Here is a 15411-nt window from a genome sequence, read left to right as displayed (position 1 = left end):
GTCCCAGGCCCTCACCACGCCCGTCCGGCCACCGTGGCCCAGTCGCCCGGTCGGCCCGTCGGGAGCAGAACAGGAGCCGACATGACGCACCCGACCAACGCGTTCGAGGACGACACAGCCCGCTTCCTGGTGCTCGTCAACGACGAGGGCCAGCACTCGCTGTGGCCCGCCTTCGCCGAGGTGCCCGGCGGCTGGACCACAGCCCACCCCGAGGACACCCGTCAGGCATGTCTCGATTACGTGGAGAAGGCGTGGACCGACATGCGGCCCCGCAGTCTCGCCGAGGCCATGGACGACGAAGACGGGGACCGGCACCGGCGGTGACCAGTGGTGAACGGCCGCCGCGGCAACGGCCGTTCACCCGCCGCCCGGGTCCTCGCACTCCGAACGATCGGCAAGCCGCCCGCGGGCCTCCGCCCGGTGCGTCCGCTCATCCCCCGAACCGTCTAGGACACCGCCGTGACCCTCACCGAACCCCGTGCCGTTCTCTCCCGCCACCCGGCCCTCGAGGACTTCTCCTCGCGGGTCACCGACTTCCTCGACACGCACCTGCCCGAGCCCGGCACCGAGGCCGCGGCCCGGCCGCGCTGGCTCGAACTGCGCCGGCACGCCGCCGAGGCCGGCCTGACGGGCTTCGACCTCACGTGCGCCGCCGTCGAGCCGGGCGGCGGACACGGACCGGCGGGAGCCCGGGACCCGGTCGTGCCCCCGGACCTCGGACGTACGGCCCAGGGACTGGCGATATTCCTGGCCGGTCGGCGCGACTGCGACGCCCGGGAGATCTTCAGCACGGGACACGGCGCCATGGCCCTGCGCCACGGGACTCCCGTCGTCACCCAGGCGGTACGCGAACGCGTGGTGGAGCGCGGCGAGTTGGCGGGCGTGGCGTCGAGCGAACCGCACTCCGGCTCCGATCTGCGCGGCCTGCGGACGGTGGCGGTCGACCACGGCGACCATCTGCTGCTGTCGGGCACGAAGGGCCTGGTCAGCCGGGTCGAGGAGGCGACCGGTTTCGTCGTCTTCTGCAAGGTGGTCGGACCCGAACAGGCCGTCGCGGCGGACACGGACGGCACCTGGCTGCGCGAGGTGCCCCTGACGGCGCTGTGGGTGCCGACGTCGACCGCGGGCATCCTGACCGAGACCGCCGACCAACTGGGGCTGCGCGGCTGGAGTCTGGGCCATCTGCACTTCGACAACGTACGGGTCGGCAAGGACCTGCTGCTCGGCGCGCCCGGGGAGGGCCGCCTCATCTTCGACGTGCACTTCTCCAACTGGCGTCTGATGATGGCGCTGGTCTGTCTGGGCGCGGCGACCGCCGCGATCGAGGAGACGATGGCCCGGGCCCGCCGGCGCAGCGTCGGCCGCACGTCCCTGGCGAGCGTGCCCTCCGTCGTCGCCCGCCTCGGCACCGCGGCCGCCGAGGTCCAGGCGGCCACGGCCTGGTGCTTCTCCCTGCTGGAACGGATGGAGCGGCACGGCGACGGCGTCGACGTGGCGGCCTGCTCCGCCGCGAAGGCGCTCGCCACTGACACGTCGTACCGCGCCGTCGACGTCGGGCTCCAGCTCCACGGCAGCGAGGGGTACACGCGGTGCACGCCGATGGAGAAGCGGCTGCGGGACATTCGGGGACTGCGGATCGCAGACGGGCCGAACGACACCCTTTACAGCGCCCTGGCCCATTCCCTGCTCATGAGTACGCCGGCGGTCCCGTCCCTGGTGGCACAACGGCACGGATGAATTCAGGAAAGTTTGCTGCGGAGCATCGCGAGATAGAAGGGGAGTTTCCGCAGGGCCGCTTTGGGAACCACGTACACTTCCACGCTGCCGTCCACGTGGTCGCTGATGGTGAGCGTGCACTTTCCTTTCGCATGGCGCACTTCCGCGGAATAAAGAATTTCCTCCCCTTCATTCTGTCCAGCGGGAACGGGATCGCCGGTCGCGGAATTCCCCATGATGACTCCTCACTCACAGAAGACGTGGCGGATGCCGTGCGCGGCATGCCCCGGGCTGCACGGTACCCAGGCGGAGACGGAGGAGATCAACCGAACCAAGGCTGCACCCGAAAGGGTGAAAATGCTGGATCATCCTGGTGAAGTGGCTACCGGAGACGCTAAAGTCGAATTCTGAGGACATTGCCGGGTATTCCGACATGCCGCGAGAAGGGCTGCACCCATCATGCTTATTCCCGTATTTCTGGTTGGGGCAGCTTCGGCCCCCCTCGTCAAAAAGATCATCCGCGGGACGGTCAAGGGCTCCGTGAAACTGGCGATGGACGCCAAGCGGGTCGCCCACGAAATCAATGAGGATCTGAGCGACATCGCCGCCGAGGCCAGCGCCGAGGTCTTCGCCGCCGACCTCCAGGAGAGCCCTGAGGTGCCCCGCCAGACCACGAAGAAGGCCCGCACCTCCAGCGCGACCTCGTAGCATCGACCGCCGCTCGGCGGTCGGACGAAGCCGGGTCCGGAAGTGCGGGCCAGGGCCGTCAGAGTTTCTTCCGAAGCACTACTTCAGATACGGGCCCGCGGTGCCGATCTTTCCCGGTGCCGCGTTCTTGCCGCCCAGATCCAGGACGTACACCCGTAGATTCCCCTTGCCGGGGGCGGCCGCGGTCAGCGTTCCGTCGGTCACCGTCTTCACGTCACCCGTGACCGCGTCCTTGTAGGTGCCGTTCGGAATGTTCCTGAACGTCGCGCCGTCCGTCACGGTCACCAGAGCGAAGCTGTCCACCCCCGAAGCGGCATCCGTGTAGCGGCGCTTGTACGCCATGTTCCCCGAGATGTCGGCCGTCGAGTACTGGCCCATCTGGAGCGCGGGCACGGCCCGGCGGATCTGGTTCAGCCGCTGCACATGCTTGACCAACGGCGCGTCGAGCGTGGTCGCCACAGCGCCGGACGCGCCGGAGACCGTACCGAAGTCCGAGGCCGTGACCGTGCCTTCGAGCTTGTCGCCGTAGTACGCGCGGCCGGTGGAGGCCAGCGGGCAGGTCGGTCCGCAGTCGATCTGCTTGCCCGCCTGGAACTCGGTCTCCGAGCCGTAGTACAGCGTCGGAATCCCGCGGAACGTCCACATCAGTGACATGTTCTCCGCCCAGGCGTCGGTGCCGCCCGCATAGCGGTTGGACGACTTGTTGGGCCCGTAGTCATGACTGTCGACGTAGACGACGTTGTAGGTGGCGTCGTTGGTCGAGTCGTCGGAGTCCTTGCCGTTGTTGTAGGCGTTGGACGCGTCACCGAAATTCATGTGCATCCGCATGTCGATGATGTTCATGCCGGAGAACTTGCTGCGATCGGGCGTGTGGTACGTGTTCCCGTCCAGGAAGGCGTTGGTGGACGTCGGCTGGCTGCCGGTGCCCAGCTGCTCCTCGTAGGTGTACTGCTCCAGGGCCGCCTTCTCGTCGTCGGCGTCGTACTCCCCCCGCTCCTTCCAGGTGTAGAACTGCGCCGAGTGGTTCACCGAGCCGCGGTTCCACTTGTCGTTGACGAAGGCCGCGACCTCCGCGAAGACGAAGAAGTCCTGTGCCTTGGCCGCGCCGAACTGCTGGGTGACCCGCTCCTGGATCGCGGGCAGGAAGCGGCGGTTCCAGGTGACGCGCGGAATGTGCACGGCCGTGTCGACGCGGAAGCCGTCCACGCCCATGTCGATGTACTTGTCGTAGGCGCCGATCAGATAGTTCTGCACCTGGGTGTTCTCGGTGTTGAAGTCCGCCAGGTCCTCGTGCAGCCAGCACGAGCGGGAGTCCTCGCCCTCCCAGTTGCCGATCCAGCACTGGTGGTACAGGGCCTTGGGGAACATGCCCGAAGTGGGACTCGGCCACTGGCAGTTGTAGAGCGTGTAGCCCTCGGCGCTCTTGCCGCCGGTCGGCTTGCCCCAGTTGACGCAGGTGTTGCCCGACGGTTCGGCCGTCGACCAGAGGTCGCCGTTGTAGTACGCCTTCCCGGACACGGGCTCCACGGTTAGGCCGTCGTACTCGAAGCCCTCGTTCTTCGCGTCGTAGTACCAGCTCCACTCGGAGTCGCGGACGCCGTACACGGTGGGGGTGAACAGGCCCTTGGCGCCCCAGCGGGAGGAGTGGTTGTAGACGACGTCCTGGTAGATCTTCATGCCCTTGGCGTGGGCCGCGTCGATCAGGTCCTGGTAGGAGGCGCCGGCGGACTCCAGGCGCGGGTCGACCTTGTAGAAGTCGTAACCGTGGTAGCCGTGGTAGTCGTAGTCGGAGCGGTTGAGGACCACCGGAGTGATCCAGACCGCGGAGAAGCCGAGGCCCTTGATGTAGTCGAGTCTGTTGACCAGGCCCTTGAAGTCGCCGCGGAACATGGGGTCGTTGTTGGCGGCGTTGCCCGACTTGACGTGCTGGCTGCCGCCCCGGTTGTTGGAGGAGTCACCGTCGTAGAAGCGGGCGGTGAGGACGAAGTAGATGGGGTCCTTGCGGGGGTCGCCGCCGAGTGGGGTGCCCGAGGTCTGGGCCGGCTGCTCACCGGTGGTCGCGGCGGCCTCGGCGCTCGCCGGGGACAGGTTTCCGGCGGCGTCCAGCGCCTTGACCGTGTAGGTGTACGTGGTCTTCGGTTCGAGTCCCGTGTCGGAGTACACCGTCGACGTGGCGGAGATGACGGAGGTGCCCTTCGTGCCGCCGGAGCGGGTGATCTGGTAGCCGGTCACGCCCGTGTCGTCGGTGGCGGCCGACCAGGTCAGCACGACCGAGGTGTTGGACACGGTCGCCTTGAGCTGGGCCGGAGCGGAGGGCGCCGTGGTGTCGGGCTCCTCGGCGGCGCAGGGGTCCTTGGCGTTCTTGGTGACGACCGTGTTCTTGACCGTCGAGACGCCGGACGCGAGCTGGTAGTTGGCGCCGTTGTTGTTGTCCCAGGTGCCGTTGCCGTTGTTGAACGTCGCCTGCCAGGTCGTGGCGGTGCCCAGGTCGACGGTCTTCTTCACCCAGCCCGTACAGGCGGCCTCCATGCCGGTGCCGGGGACGGTCGTCCACGAGCCGCCGGTCGGCGCCCAGTGCAGGTTGACCGTGGTCCAGCCGACGGAGGCGGTCGAGTAGTAGACGGTCGCGCCGGTGCCCTCGACCGGATCCGTACCGGCGCAGGGGTCGCTGTGGGCCACCGTCCCGTCCTTGACGGTGATCAGGCCGGTGCCGAGCTGGTAGTTGTTCCCGCCGTTGTTGTCCCAGACGCCGTTGCCGTTGTTGAACGTCGCCTGCCAGGCGGTGGCGGTGCCCAGGTCCACGGTCTTCTTCACCCAGCCCGTACAGGCCGCCTCCATCGCGACGCCCGGGACGGTCGTCCAGGAGCCGCCGGAGGGGGCCCAGTGCAGGTTGTACGCGGACCAGTTGGTGGCGGTCGTCGAGTAGTAGACGGTGGCGGTGCCGGCGTCCGCCGCCCGAGCCGTGCCCGCGCCGAACGGCAGGCCGGGCAGGAGGGTCACCAGGAGGGCCGCGACCAGGGCGAGCACGGTGCCCGCGGGGCGGCGGCGTCTGCGACGCGAGGGATGACTCAAGAGGGCTCCTCAGTCCGGGCCGCAGCGCTGCGGCCTTGTTCCCCCACTCCCTCGCGCGCCACAAGCGGAGTAGGCATGCCTTGCTGAAAGTTGCTGCAAGTTTGTGCCGGAGATTACTGGTCCATGACAAGCACGTAAAGAGGTGCGGCGGCCCAGGACTCGCCCGCTTTGAACGCGGTGCGGTCGCCCAGCCTGGTGTCGATCTTGTAGCTGACGGGCTGGTACGCGGTCCACCACGGGGTGCCCTGGACCCGCTCCTGCGGCGGGGACACCTGGACGTACCCGTAGCCGCCCGGCCCCAGGTCGTTCGTGCACGCGGTGGCGATCGAGCTGAACCTCCATTCGAACATCACGGCCGTGACGCCCTTGTCGCCGGGCGGCGCGGCCTGCGCGGTGCCCGGCACCGTGACGGCCACAGCGGCTCCCGCCACGAGGGCGAGTGCAGCGGCCACGGTTCTCCTGGCCATGGTTCCCCCTGATCCACGAAGCGGGGGTGCGGACGAGAGGCCCTAAGCGGCAACGCGCCCGTGCCAGAAGGACTGTTGGACGGTTCTTGCTGCAAAACATCAGAACGACTTGCGGACGTGACCGTACGAGCCCCTCCCCCGTTGGTCAACCCTTGCCGCACCCACACCTTCACCTCCTCCGGAAGAAGCCCGAGCCCAGCGGATTTCCCGCACGTTGGCGAAGTCGAACGTTGAAATGTCTTTCGCAATGCTTGCAACGGTGTTACGTTCAACCGCACTTCCGGTCCGGCGCGCCGGAGGGATGGAACGCATCCGTTCCCTCACGCGCCCGGCTCGCCGGACCGGTCGCACGGTCCGGGCTCCGCGGCCGTATGCCGCCCCGCAGCCCCGCTGCCCCGACCCCGGGGCCGGTCGCGGAGCCTTCCGGCCACCGCCCGTCCGGCCCGCCTCACTGTGGGCAACGGGGCGGTCACCCGCTACAGTCGCCTGCCATGACCGCGCGGCTCGCCGACATCGCAGACCGGGCGGGGGTCAGCAAGGCCACGGTCAGCCGCGTGATCAACGGCGCGCGCTGCGTCGCCCCGGACACCCGTGCCTGTGTCGTCGCGGCACTCGACGCGCTCGGCTACGAGCGGCCTTCGCGGCCCCGGCAGCGCGACGCCGGACTGGTCGGACTGATCACCCCCGAGCTGGACAACCCGTTCTTCCCCGCGCTGGCGCAGGTGATCGGCCAGGCGCTGACGCGCCTCGGCCACACGCCGCTGCTCGCCACCCAGAGCCCGGGCGGCTCGACCGAGGACGAGCTGACGGACATGCTGGTCAGCCATGGCGTGGACGGCCTGATCTTCGTCTCCGGGCTGCACGCGGACACCACCGCGGGCACCGGGCGCTACGACCGGCTGCTCGCGCGGCAGGTGCCGTTCGTGCTCATCAACGGCTTCTCGCCGGCGGTCGGGGCGCCGTCCGTCTCCCCCGACGACGACTTCGCCATGGACCTGGCCGTGACCCATCTCGCGGCGCTCGGGCACACCCGCATCGGACTGGCGGTGGGGCCCGCGCGCTTCGTGCCGGTGCAGCGCAAGATCGACGGCTTCCGCGGCGCCGTACGGGAGCGGCTGGGGCTCACGGCCGAGGAGTCGGCCGGGCTGGTCCGGCACTCGCTGTTCACCCTGGAGGGCGGGCGGACCGCGGCGGCGGCGCTGCTCGACCAGGGGTGCACGGCCGTGGTGTGCGCGAGCGACATGATGGCGCTCGGCGCCGTCCGCTGCGCGCGGCAGCGTGCGCTGGCCGTGCCCGGGGACTTCTCGGTGATCGGGTACGACGACTCCCCGCTCATCGCGTTCACCGATCCGCCGTTGACGACGATCCGGCAGCCGGTGCAGACGATGGGGCAGGTCGCCGTGGAGCTGCTGCGGGAGGAGATGGCGGGCCGCCCCGCGCCGCGCACCGAGTTCGTCGTGATGCCGGAGCTGGTGGTACGGGGGTCGACCGCGTGCGCGCCGCGCGGGGGCTCCGGCCGCTGACACATGCCGGCGGGCATGGGGAGGGACTCCGGCCGCCGGTTGTCGGGGCGGTGAGCGGGGGCGCCGCCGTCGGGGCGAGGCGCGAGCCCGGCCACTGACGCGCTCTTCCAGGCCGCGGGCCCGGGGTGCCGCCGCCCGTTCACGGCGCCGTGAGCAGGGGACGCCACCAGTCGGGGTGCTGCTTGTACCAGTCGGCCGTCGCGGCGAGGTCGGAGTCGAAGTCGCCGCGCGGGTGGTGGCCGAGTTCGTCGGTGATCTTGGTGTGGTCCACCGCGTAGCGGCGGTCGTGGCCCTTGCGGTCGTCGACGGTGCGGATCCGCTCGGGTCCGGCGCCGCACAGTGCGAGCAGCCGGTGCGTCAGGTCCAGGTTGGTGAGTGAGGTGCCGCCGCCGATGTTGTAGGTCTCTCCCGGGCGGCCCGCGAGCCGGACCCGTTCGAGGGCTCTGACGTGGTCGTCGACGTACAGCCAGTCCCGTATCTGGAGGCCGTCGCCGTAGAGCGGGACGGTGCCGCCGTCCAGGAGGGCGGTGAGGAAGCGCGGAACCAGCTTCTCGGGGTGCTGGTAGGGGCCGAAGTTGTTGGAGCAGCGGGTGACCCGGACGTCGAGGCCGTGGGTGTGCCGGTAGGCCAGGGCGAGCAGGTCGGCGGCGGCCTTGGACGCCGCGTAGGGCGACGACGGCGCGAGCGGGGTGTGTTCCGTGGCCGCGCCGCGCGGGATCGAGCCGTACACCTCGTCGGTGGAGACGTGCACGAGGGTGCGTCCGCCGTGCCGCAGGGCCGCGTCGAGGAGGACCTGCGTGCCGAGCACGTTGGTGCGGGCGAACGCGCCGCCGTCCTCGATGGAGCGGTCGACGTGCGACTCGGCCGCGAAGTGCACGATCTGGTCGTGCCCGGCCACCAGCGACGCCACCAGTTCCGTGTCGCACACGTCGCCCCGGACGAAGGTGAGGCCGGGGTGTGCGCCGACCGGGTCGAGCCGGGCGATGCTGCCCGCGTAGGTGAGCTTGTCCAGGACGGTCACGGCCGTGTCCCGGGGGCCGTCGGGACCGAGCAGATGACGGACGTAGGCGGATCCGATGAAGCCGGCTCCGCCGGTGACGAGGATCGTTGAGCTCATGAGGTGAGATGCACCTTGCTGTGGTCGCCGAGCACGAGACGGTGGGCCTGCGGGGGGTGCGGGGCCTGTCCGACCACGGCGCCGCGGCCGATGAGGGACGCCTCGATCCGGACCGCCCCCTCGATCCGGGCGCCGCGCAGCAGGACGGAGTACTCGATGGCGCTGTCCGCCACCCGGCAGTCCTCCCCGATCGAGGTGTACGGCCCCACGCTGGAGTTGCTGACGACGGCGCCGGCGCCGATGACGACCGGACCGACCACGCGCGAGCCGCGGACGACGGCGCCCTCGGCGACCCGGACCCGGCCGACCAGGGTGCTGCCCGGGTCGACCTTGCCCTCGACGCCGCCTTCGAGGACGTCGAGCACCTCGCGGTTGACCTCCAGCATGTCCTCGACGCTGCCGGTGTCCCGCCAGGGCCGGGTGGTGACGGTGGCGTGCACCGGGTGTCCCTGGTCGATCAGCCACTGGATGGCGTGGGTGATCTCCAGTTCGCCGCGGGCCGAGGGGCCGATGGCGCGCACCGCCTCGTGCACGGCGGGGCTGAACGCGTAGACACCGATGAGGGCCAGGTCGCTGCGGGGTGTGTCGGGCTTCTCCTCCAGGGCGAGCACCCGGCCACCGGCGTCCACCTCGGCGACGCCGAAGGCGGACGGGTCGGGGACGCGGGTCACCAGCAGCCGGGCCGCGGCGGGTGCGGACGCGCCGCGGGTCAGCTCGGTGACGCCTTCGGGAACGTAGTTGTCGCCGAGGTAGAGCAGGAAGTCGTCGTCGCCGAGAAAGTCGCGGGCGATCAGGACCGCGTGCGCGAGCCCGAGCGGCCGGGGCTGCGGAAGGTAGGTGATCCGCAGGCCGAACCCGCCGCCGTCGCCGGTCAGTTCGCGGATGGCCGGACCGTGCGTGCCGACGACGATGCCGACGTCGCGGACGCCGGCCGCGGCGAGGGATTCGAGGGCGTAGAACAGCACGGGCTTGTTGGCGATCGGAAGCAGTTGCTTCGCACCGGAGTAGGTGAAGGGTCTGAGCCTGCTGCCGGTGCCTCCGGCCAGCACCAGCGCCTTCACCTGGGACTCCGGGGTAACGAGGCCTTCTGGGGTTGTGCTCTCAACGCGCCCTCCTCGGGCCAGTGGCGTGGTACTGCCGGAAGGTCACCCCGACTCAAGCAGAGCGGCACCGGCGACCGCAAGACCGACCTGAAACTTTCTGCAATTGCTTGCGGACGGTCGGGGCAGGGTGTTTGACTCACTTCCCGCAGCACCGGAGCGGCCGGTCCAACGCCGTTGCCACGCGGTGCAGTTCGCCCGAACGCAAGGCAGTCCGTCCGACCCGTGGGGGCCGCAGGTGACAGGTATCCGGCAAGCCCGGCAGCTCGAGAGAGAGGCCCGCCATCTGGCGCCCGGCGCGTCCGAGGAGACCGAGCACGGGCGCCGGGTGTTCGCCGAGGGCCGGGGGCCCGTCCTGACCGACCTCGACGGCAACCAGTACCTCGACTTCGCCGCCGGCACCCTGACCCAGTCGCTCGGACACGGTCACCCCGAGGTCGTCGAGGCCCTTACGGCCCAGGCGCACAAGCTGTGGAACGTGCACGACAGCGCGACCCCGGACCGCGCCGAACTCCTAGAACTGCTCGCCCGGTTGCTCCCCGGCCACCTGGACACCTACGCGTTCTTCTCCACCGGCGCGGAGGTCGTCGAGGCGGCCCTGCGGGTCGTGCAGTCGACCGCCGCGCTCGGCCGCAACCGGATCGGCGCGCTGCGCCACGGCTTCCACGGCAAGACCATGGGCGCCAGGATGCTGGTGCACTGGGACGTCGGCCACCAGTCGTTCAGCGGCAACAGCGTGCTCGGCTACGCGCCCTACTGCTACCGCTGCCCGCTGGAATTGGAGTACCCCTCCTGCGGGGTGCGGTGCGCGGCTCTGGTGGAGCGGCACATCGCCCGCAAGCCGAACGTCTCCGCGCTGGTCTTCGAACCCGTCCTCGGCGCCGCCGGGGTCGTCGTGCCGCCGCCGGGCTACTGGGAGCGGGTCGGCGAGGCCTGCCGCGAGGGCGGCGTGCTGCTGGTGGCCGACGAGGTGCTGACCGGCGGCGGCCGCACGGGCGCCTTCCTCGCCAGCGAACTGCTCGGTTTGGAACCGGACTTGGCGATGCTGGCCAAGGGCACGGCGAACGGCTTCCCGTTCGCCGTGCTGGCCGGCCGCTCGGAGCTCCTGCGCAGCCCCGAGGCCGCGACCCCGGGCGCGTACGCGTCGACGTACGCGGGCAATCCGCTCGGGATCGCCGCCGCCCACGCCACCCTGGAGGTGATCGAGCGCGACCGGCTGATCGAGCGCGTCGGCACCCTCGGCGCACGGGTCGGGGAGCGGCTCGCGGCACTGGACGAGCGGTTCGACCAGCTCGGCCAGGTGCGCGGGCTCGGGCTGCTGTGGGGGCTCGAGTTCGTCTCCGACCCCGGCAGCCGCACCCCGGCCCCCGACATCGCCCGCGCCGTCTACACCACCGCCCTCGACCTGGGGCTCAGGGTCGCGCTCGGCGGGCACGTCCTGCGTCTCGCACCGCCGTTCACCATCGACGAGCATCTGCTGGACGAGGGCCTGACCCTGCTGGGCGAGGCCATCGAGCGGGTCACCGGCGGCCCGACCGCCGAGCGGGTGGTCGCGTGATCGTCGCCGAACACCTGGTCAAGGAATTCAAGCTGGCCGAACGGGGGCCCGGCCTGCTCGGCAGCCTCTCCACGCTGCTCACCCGCCGCCACCGCATCGTGCGCGCCGTGGACGACGTGTCCTTCGAGATCCCGGCCGGCACCAAGACGGCGTACATCGGCGCCAACGGTGCGGGCAAGTCGACCACCATCAAGATGCTCACCGGCATCATGACCCCGACCTCGGGCCGCTGCCTGGTCGCGGGCCTGGAGCCGTACCGCAACCGGCAGCTCAACGCCCGCCGCATCGGCGTGGTCTTCGGCCAGCGCAGCCAGCTCTGGTGGGACCTGTCCGTCCCGGACTCCTTCCGCATCCTGCGCCGCATCTACGACATCCCGGACGCCGTCTACGAACGCAACCTCGCGCTGTTCCGGGAGCTCCTCGACATCGACGCGCTCGGCTCCACCCCCGTACGGCAGCTCAGCCTCGGCCAGCGGATGCGCGCGGAGATCGCGGCGAGCCTGCTGCACGACCCCGAGGTGCTGTTCTGGGACGAGCCCACCATCGGACTGGACATGGTGCTCAAGGACGCGGTGCGCGAGCTGGTCAACCGCGCCCACCGGGAGCTGGGCACCACCGTGGTGCTCACCAGCCACGACATCGCCGACATCGCCGCGATCTGCGACAGCGCCCTGGTCGTGGACCACGGCCGGGTCGTGCACCAGGGCTCCCTGCACGAGCTGTTACGGACCTCGGGGCACCGCGCGGTCGTCTTCGACCACCGCGACACCACCTCGGTGACGGCGGCGCTCGGCACCATCGAGGCGGGGCTGCCCGGCGTGCGCGCGCTGCCCGGGGACGAGGGGCGCATCCGCGTCGAGTACCCGACCGGCGCGTACACCTCCCGGCAGGTGCTCGCCTTCCTCCTCGACCGCTTCGACCTCGCCGACTGGTACGCGCCCGAACCGGATCTGGAGGACGTGCTGCGGCAGATCTACAGCGGTTCGAGGGCGGCCGAGCCCGCCGCCGCGGGAAGCGGCGACGCATGACGGGACGGCTGCGCACCTACCTGCCCTTCGCCACCAGCGGGTTGCAGTCCCTGCTCCAGTACCGCTCCACGTTCGCCATGACCGCGATGACCGCGGCGGCCGGCGCGGCGGTCACCGTCTTCCTGTGGCGGGCCGTGTACGCCGCGGACCCCGGCAGCGGCCCCGGCGGCTTCGACCAGCGCGGTATCACCACCTATCTGCTGGTGGCCCAGCTCCTCCAGGTGCTGCACACCAACCGGGTGGACGACGAGGTCGCCGCCGAGGTGTACCGGGGCGACGTCGCGGTGATGCTGGTGCGGCCCGTCAGCTACCCGGTGATGCGGTTCTTCTCCTGCCTGCCGGTGGTGGCCGCCAACGCCGTCCTGGTCGGCGTACCGGTGTTCGCCCTGTTCGCGCTGCTGGTGCCGCTCACCCGGCCCGAACCCCTGGACCTGCTGCTGTTCGCACTGTCCACCGCGTGCTCGGTGCTCCTCGCCTTCTGCGTGAACCTGCTGACCGGCATGACCGGCTTCCTGACCACCAACACCTGGGGGGTGCGCATGGTCAAGCAGAGCGTGGTCGCCTTCTTCGCCGGACAGCTCGTGCCCATCGCGCTCATGCCGGGTCCGCTGGCGGCGCTGGCCAGGGCGCTGCCGTTCAGCGGCATGGTCGACGGGCCGCTGACCCTGCTCCTCGGCCGGTACGACGGCTGGTCCGCCGCCGCCGGAGTGCTGGCCGGACAGCTCGCCTGGGCCGCCGGGCTGACCCTGCTGTGCGCCGTGCTGTGGCGCTCCGCGCTCGGACGCCTGGAGGTGCTCGGCGGATGACCCCACCCGTGCGCACGCCACCGGCCGCGGCCCGAACCCTGCTGCGCTACGCGCGCCTCACCTGGTTCCTCGGCGGCGTGGGACTGCACCGGCTGGCCGCCTACCGGATGGACTTCCTGCTGGGCGCGGGCGCGTTCCTGGTCCGGGTCGGCATCCAGACCGCGGTCGTCGGCCTGGTCTTCCGCCAGGTCCCGGCGGTCGGCGGCTGGTCGTACCACGAGGTGCTGTTCCTGCTCGGCTTCTCGCTGCTGCCGCGCGGTCTCGACCACCTCTTCACCGACCAGCTGTGGGAGCTGGGCCGCAAGCTCGTCCAGCGCGGCGAGTTCTACCGCTATCTGATCCGCCCGGTGAACCCGCTGTTCTCGCTGCTGTCGGAGCGCTTCTTCCACCCGGACGGACTGGGCGAACTGGTCGTCGGCGCGGCCCTGGTGGGCTACACCGGCGCCGAGCTCGGCCTGTCGCCGACCCCCGCGCAGTGGGTGCTCGCGCCGCTGCTGGTGCTGTGCGGGGCGCTGATCCACACGGCGGTGAAGCTGCTCTTCGCCTCGCTGTCCTTCTGGACCGTGACGAGCCTGCCGTCGATGTACGCGGCCGGCCAGGTCTCGGAGTTCGCCGCCTACCCGCTCGACATCTACCACCCGTCGCTGCGCGGACTGCTGACCTGGGTCCTGCCGTTCGCCTTCACCGCGTACGTGCCGAGCACCTATCTGCTGCACGGCTCGGCCGGGCTGCTCGGCTGGCTGCCCGTGGTGACCGCCGGCGCCCTGGCCCTCGCCCTGGCCGTGTGGCGGCGCGGCATCGACACCTACGAGATGACCGGGAGCTGAGGCCCATGACGGACCCCCTGACGGATCCCGTGCCGGACGGCGACGCGCTGGGCGCCCTGCTGCGCGCGGCCCCGTGGATGAACGAGGACGGCCGCCGGGCCGACCGCTTCGAGGTGACCGACCACGTGAGGCTGGACGCGCACACCCGTCTCCTCGTGGTGCGCGCGGCCGGCGGGCCCGGGGCGGGGCAGCGGTACTTCGTGCCGCTCGCCCCGGACAGCGGCGAAGAGGCGCACGGGAGGCCGGAGTTCGACCGCGCCGCCTGGCGGGCCGCCGGAGCCGGGGCCGAGCTGACCACCGCGCGCGGCGGCACCGTCCGCTTCCGCGGCACGGGCCCGGCGGCGGGGACACCGCGCGCGCTGCCCTTCGAGCGCGGCTGGTCCTCCAACGCGCTGTCCCTGCTGGAGACCGGGGGCGTGCCGTACGTGCACAAGACCTACCGGCGTCTCGACGAGCCGGTCCGCGAGCCGGAGCTGCTGCGGCTGATGAACGGCACCGGCCGCACCCCGGACTGGGCGGGCGACTACACCTACGCCGACCCGGCGGACGGCACCCGGCACCCGCTCGGCGTGTTCTACCGGTACGCGCCGGGCGACGGCCTCGACAGCCCGCTGCGGGAGAACATGCGCTCGCTGTGGCCGAAGGTGACCGGCACGGACCGGGCTCCGGGCATCGAGGCGACCGTGCGGGACCATCTGCGGCCGCTCGCGCGGAATCTGCGGGAGGCCGGGCGGTTCCTGGCCGGGTTCCACGCGGACCTGGCCGCCCGCCTCGGCGGCGGCACGCCTCAGCCGTATCCGGTGCTCGACGTCCTCTCCCGCGCCGAGGAACGGCTGACGGTGCTTCAGGCGGCGGACCTCGCGCTCCCGGAGGGTGCGCGTGCCACCGCCTTCGCGGCGCTGCGCGCGGAGGCCGCGGCGCTGCGGACCCGGTTCGAGGACCGCACCGAGGCGTTCGCGTCCGCGCCCGCCCACGGTGATCTGCACCTGTCCCATCTGCTGTGCAGGCCGCGCGCGGACGGCGGCTGGGCGATGCACGTCATCGACCTGTCGACGCCCGCGCTCGGCCCGGACGAGCCGGGCTGGGCGGCCCAGTCCCCGGTACAGGACCTGGTCGCCATCGAGCGGGCCCTGGAGTACTTCACCGCGGACGAGGCGGCGTTCGAGAGCGCCGGGCGGCTCGGCGTCGACTCCCTGGAGACCATGACGGGCGCGCTGGACGGCGCCGCCGACCGGCCGCCCGCACCGCGCGCCGTGCTGCGCCGGGTCTTCCGCGCGGCCGACGTGTGGCGCGCCCAGGTGCTGCGGCTGCTGCTCGGCCCCGGCTCCTGCGACCCGCTGCGCCGGCTGCTGTACCTGGCCCGACTGCTGCACGAACTCGCCTACAACTGCGACCACGCCCGCCCCTACCACGCCGCGATCGACCTGCGCCACGCGCCGGTGCCCGCGCACGCCCCGGCCCCCACCCCCACCTCAGCGAGGACGTGACC

13 protein-coding genes and 1 pseudogene are annotated in these 15411 nt (G+C 71.3%); 9 read left to right on the top strand and 5 right to left on the bottom strand.

What is annotated here, in order from left to right:
* The first annotated feature begins 81 nt into the window (after window positions 1-81).
* Together ACFV6E_RS04660 and ACFV6E_RS04655 are read left to right on the top strand one after the other, a co-directional pair.
* On the top strand, window positions 82-324 hold the full coding sequence (locus tag ACFV6E_RS04660) for an MbtH family protein (RefSeq protein ID WP_385159419.1): 243 nt from the start codon (window positions 82-84) through the stop codon (window positions 322-324).
* A gap of 135 nt (window positions 325-459) precedes the next feature.
* Window positions 460-1737: an acyl-CoA dehydrogenase family protein gene (locus ACFV6E_RS04655; RefSeq protein WP_385159421.1), complete on the top strand. Its 1278-nt coding sequence runs from the start codon at window positions 460-462 to the stop codon at window positions 1735-1737.
* Between the two features lie 2 nt (window positions 1738-1739).
* On the opposite strand, the gene ACFV6E_RS04650 is transcribed toward ACFV6E_RS04655, so the two are convergent.
* On the bottom strand, window positions 1740-1952 hold the full coding sequence (locus ACFV6E_RS04650) for a hypothetical protein (RefSeq protein WP_385159423.1): 213 nt from the start codon (window positions 1950-1952) through the stop codon (window positions 1740-1742).
* Between the two features lie 229 nt (window positions 1953-2181).
* On the opposite strand from ACFV6E_RS04650, the gene ACFV6E_RS04645 reads away from it, so the two are divergent.
* A complete protein-coding gene (locus tag ACFV6E_RS04645) occupies window positions 2182-2424 on the top strand; it encodes a DUF5132 domain-containing protein (RefSeq protein WP_385459435.1) in 243 nt (80 codons plus the stop codon).
* A 78-nt stretch (window positions 2425-2502) separates the two neighbouring features.
* Here ACFV6E_RS04645 and ACFV6E_RS04640 read toward each other — a convergent pair whose 3' ends face one another.
* On the bottom strand, window positions 2503-5496 hold the full coding sequence (locus ACFV6E_RS04640) for a carbohydrate binding domain-containing protein (RefSeq protein ID WP_385459376.1): 2994 nt from the start codon (window positions 5494-5496) through the stop codon (window positions 2503-2505).
* Between the two features lie 164 nt (window positions 5497-5660).
* Window positions 5661-5963: pseudogene (locus ACFV6E_RS04635) on the bottom strand (glycosidase); the annotation flags it as partial.
* 491 nt (window positions 5964-6454) lie between these two features.
* Between ACFV6E_RS04635 and ACFV6E_RS04630 the strand changes: the two are divergent.
* Window positions 6455-7486, top strand: a complete 1032-nt coding sequence (locus tag ACFV6E_RS04630; RefSeq protein WP_385159427.1) for a LacI family DNA-binding transcriptional regulator — start codon at window positions 6455-6457, stop codon at window positions 7484-7486.
* Between the two features lie 139 nt (window positions 7487-7625).
* Here ACFV6E_RS04630 and rfbB read toward each other — a convergent pair whose 3' ends face one another.
* Both rfbB and ACFV6E_RS04620 read right to left on the bottom strand, forming a co-directional pair.
* Window positions 7626-8603 carry a dTDP-glucose 4,6-dehydratase gene (gene rfbB, locus ACFV6E_RS04625; protein WP_385459374.1) on the bottom strand — a complete coding sequence of 326 codons (978 nt, stop codon included), beginning with the start codon at window positions 8601-8603 and terminating at the stop codon, window positions 7626-7628.
* Window positions 8600-9664, bottom strand: a complete 1065-nt coding sequence (locus ACFV6E_RS04620; protein WP_385459372.1) for a glucose-1-phosphate thymidylyltransferase — start codon at window positions 9662-9664, stop codon at window positions 8600-8602. Before ACFV6E_RS04620 ends, rfbB begins: the two co-directional genes overlap by 4 nt.
* A gap of 277 nt (window positions 9665-9941) precedes the next feature.
* Between ACFV6E_RS04620 and ACFV6E_RS04615 the strand changes: the two genes are divergently transcribed.
* The 5 genes from ACFV6E_RS04615 to ACFV6E_RS04595 are packed head-to-tail and all read left to right on the top strand — an operon-like array spanning window position 9942 to window position 15409.
* On the top strand, window positions 9942-11261 hold the full coding sequence (locus ACFV6E_RS04615) for an aspartate aminotransferase family protein (protein ID WP_385459370.1): 1320 nt from the start codon (window positions 9942-9944) through the stop codon (window positions 11259-11261).
* The gene (locus ACFV6E_RS04610; RefSeq protein WP_385459368.1) at window positions 11258-12289 is read left to right on the top strand and encodes an ATP-binding cassette domain-containing protein; all 1032 of its coding nucleotides are present in this window, start codon (window positions 11258-11260) and stop codon (window positions 12287-12289) included. Before ACFV6E_RS04615 ends, ACFV6E_RS04610 begins: the two co-directional genes overlap by 4 nt.
* On the top strand, window positions 12286-13095 hold the full coding sequence (locus ACFV6E_RS04605) for an ABC transporter permease (protein ID WP_385459367.1): 810 nt from the start codon (window positions 12286-12288) through the stop codon (window positions 13093-13095). Before ACFV6E_RS04610 ends, ACFV6E_RS04605 begins: the two co-directional genes overlap by 4 nt.
* Window positions 13092-13922, top strand: a complete 831-nt coding sequence (locus ACFV6E_RS04600; RefSeq protein WP_385459365.1) for an ABC transporter permease — start codon at window positions 13092-13094, stop codon at window positions 13920-13922. The genes ACFV6E_RS04605 and ACFV6E_RS04600 overlap by 4 nt, the downstream gene beginning before the upstream one ends.
* Window positions 13923-13927: 5 nt before the next feature.
* A complete protein-coding gene (locus ACFV6E_RS04595) occupies window positions 13928-15409 on the top strand; it encodes a hypothetical protein (RefSeq protein ID WP_385459363.1) in 1482 nt (493 codons plus the stop codon).
* Window positions 15410-15411: the final 2 nt, after the last annotated feature.

The organism is Streptomyces sp. NPDC059785 (assembly GCF_042732375.1).
Lineage (GTDB): Bacteria > Actinomycetota > Actinomycetes > Streptomycetales > Streptomycetaceae > Streptomyces.
Note: the sequence above shows the minus strand (reverse complement) of the source record. Positions and strands in the feature narration are given on the sequence as shown.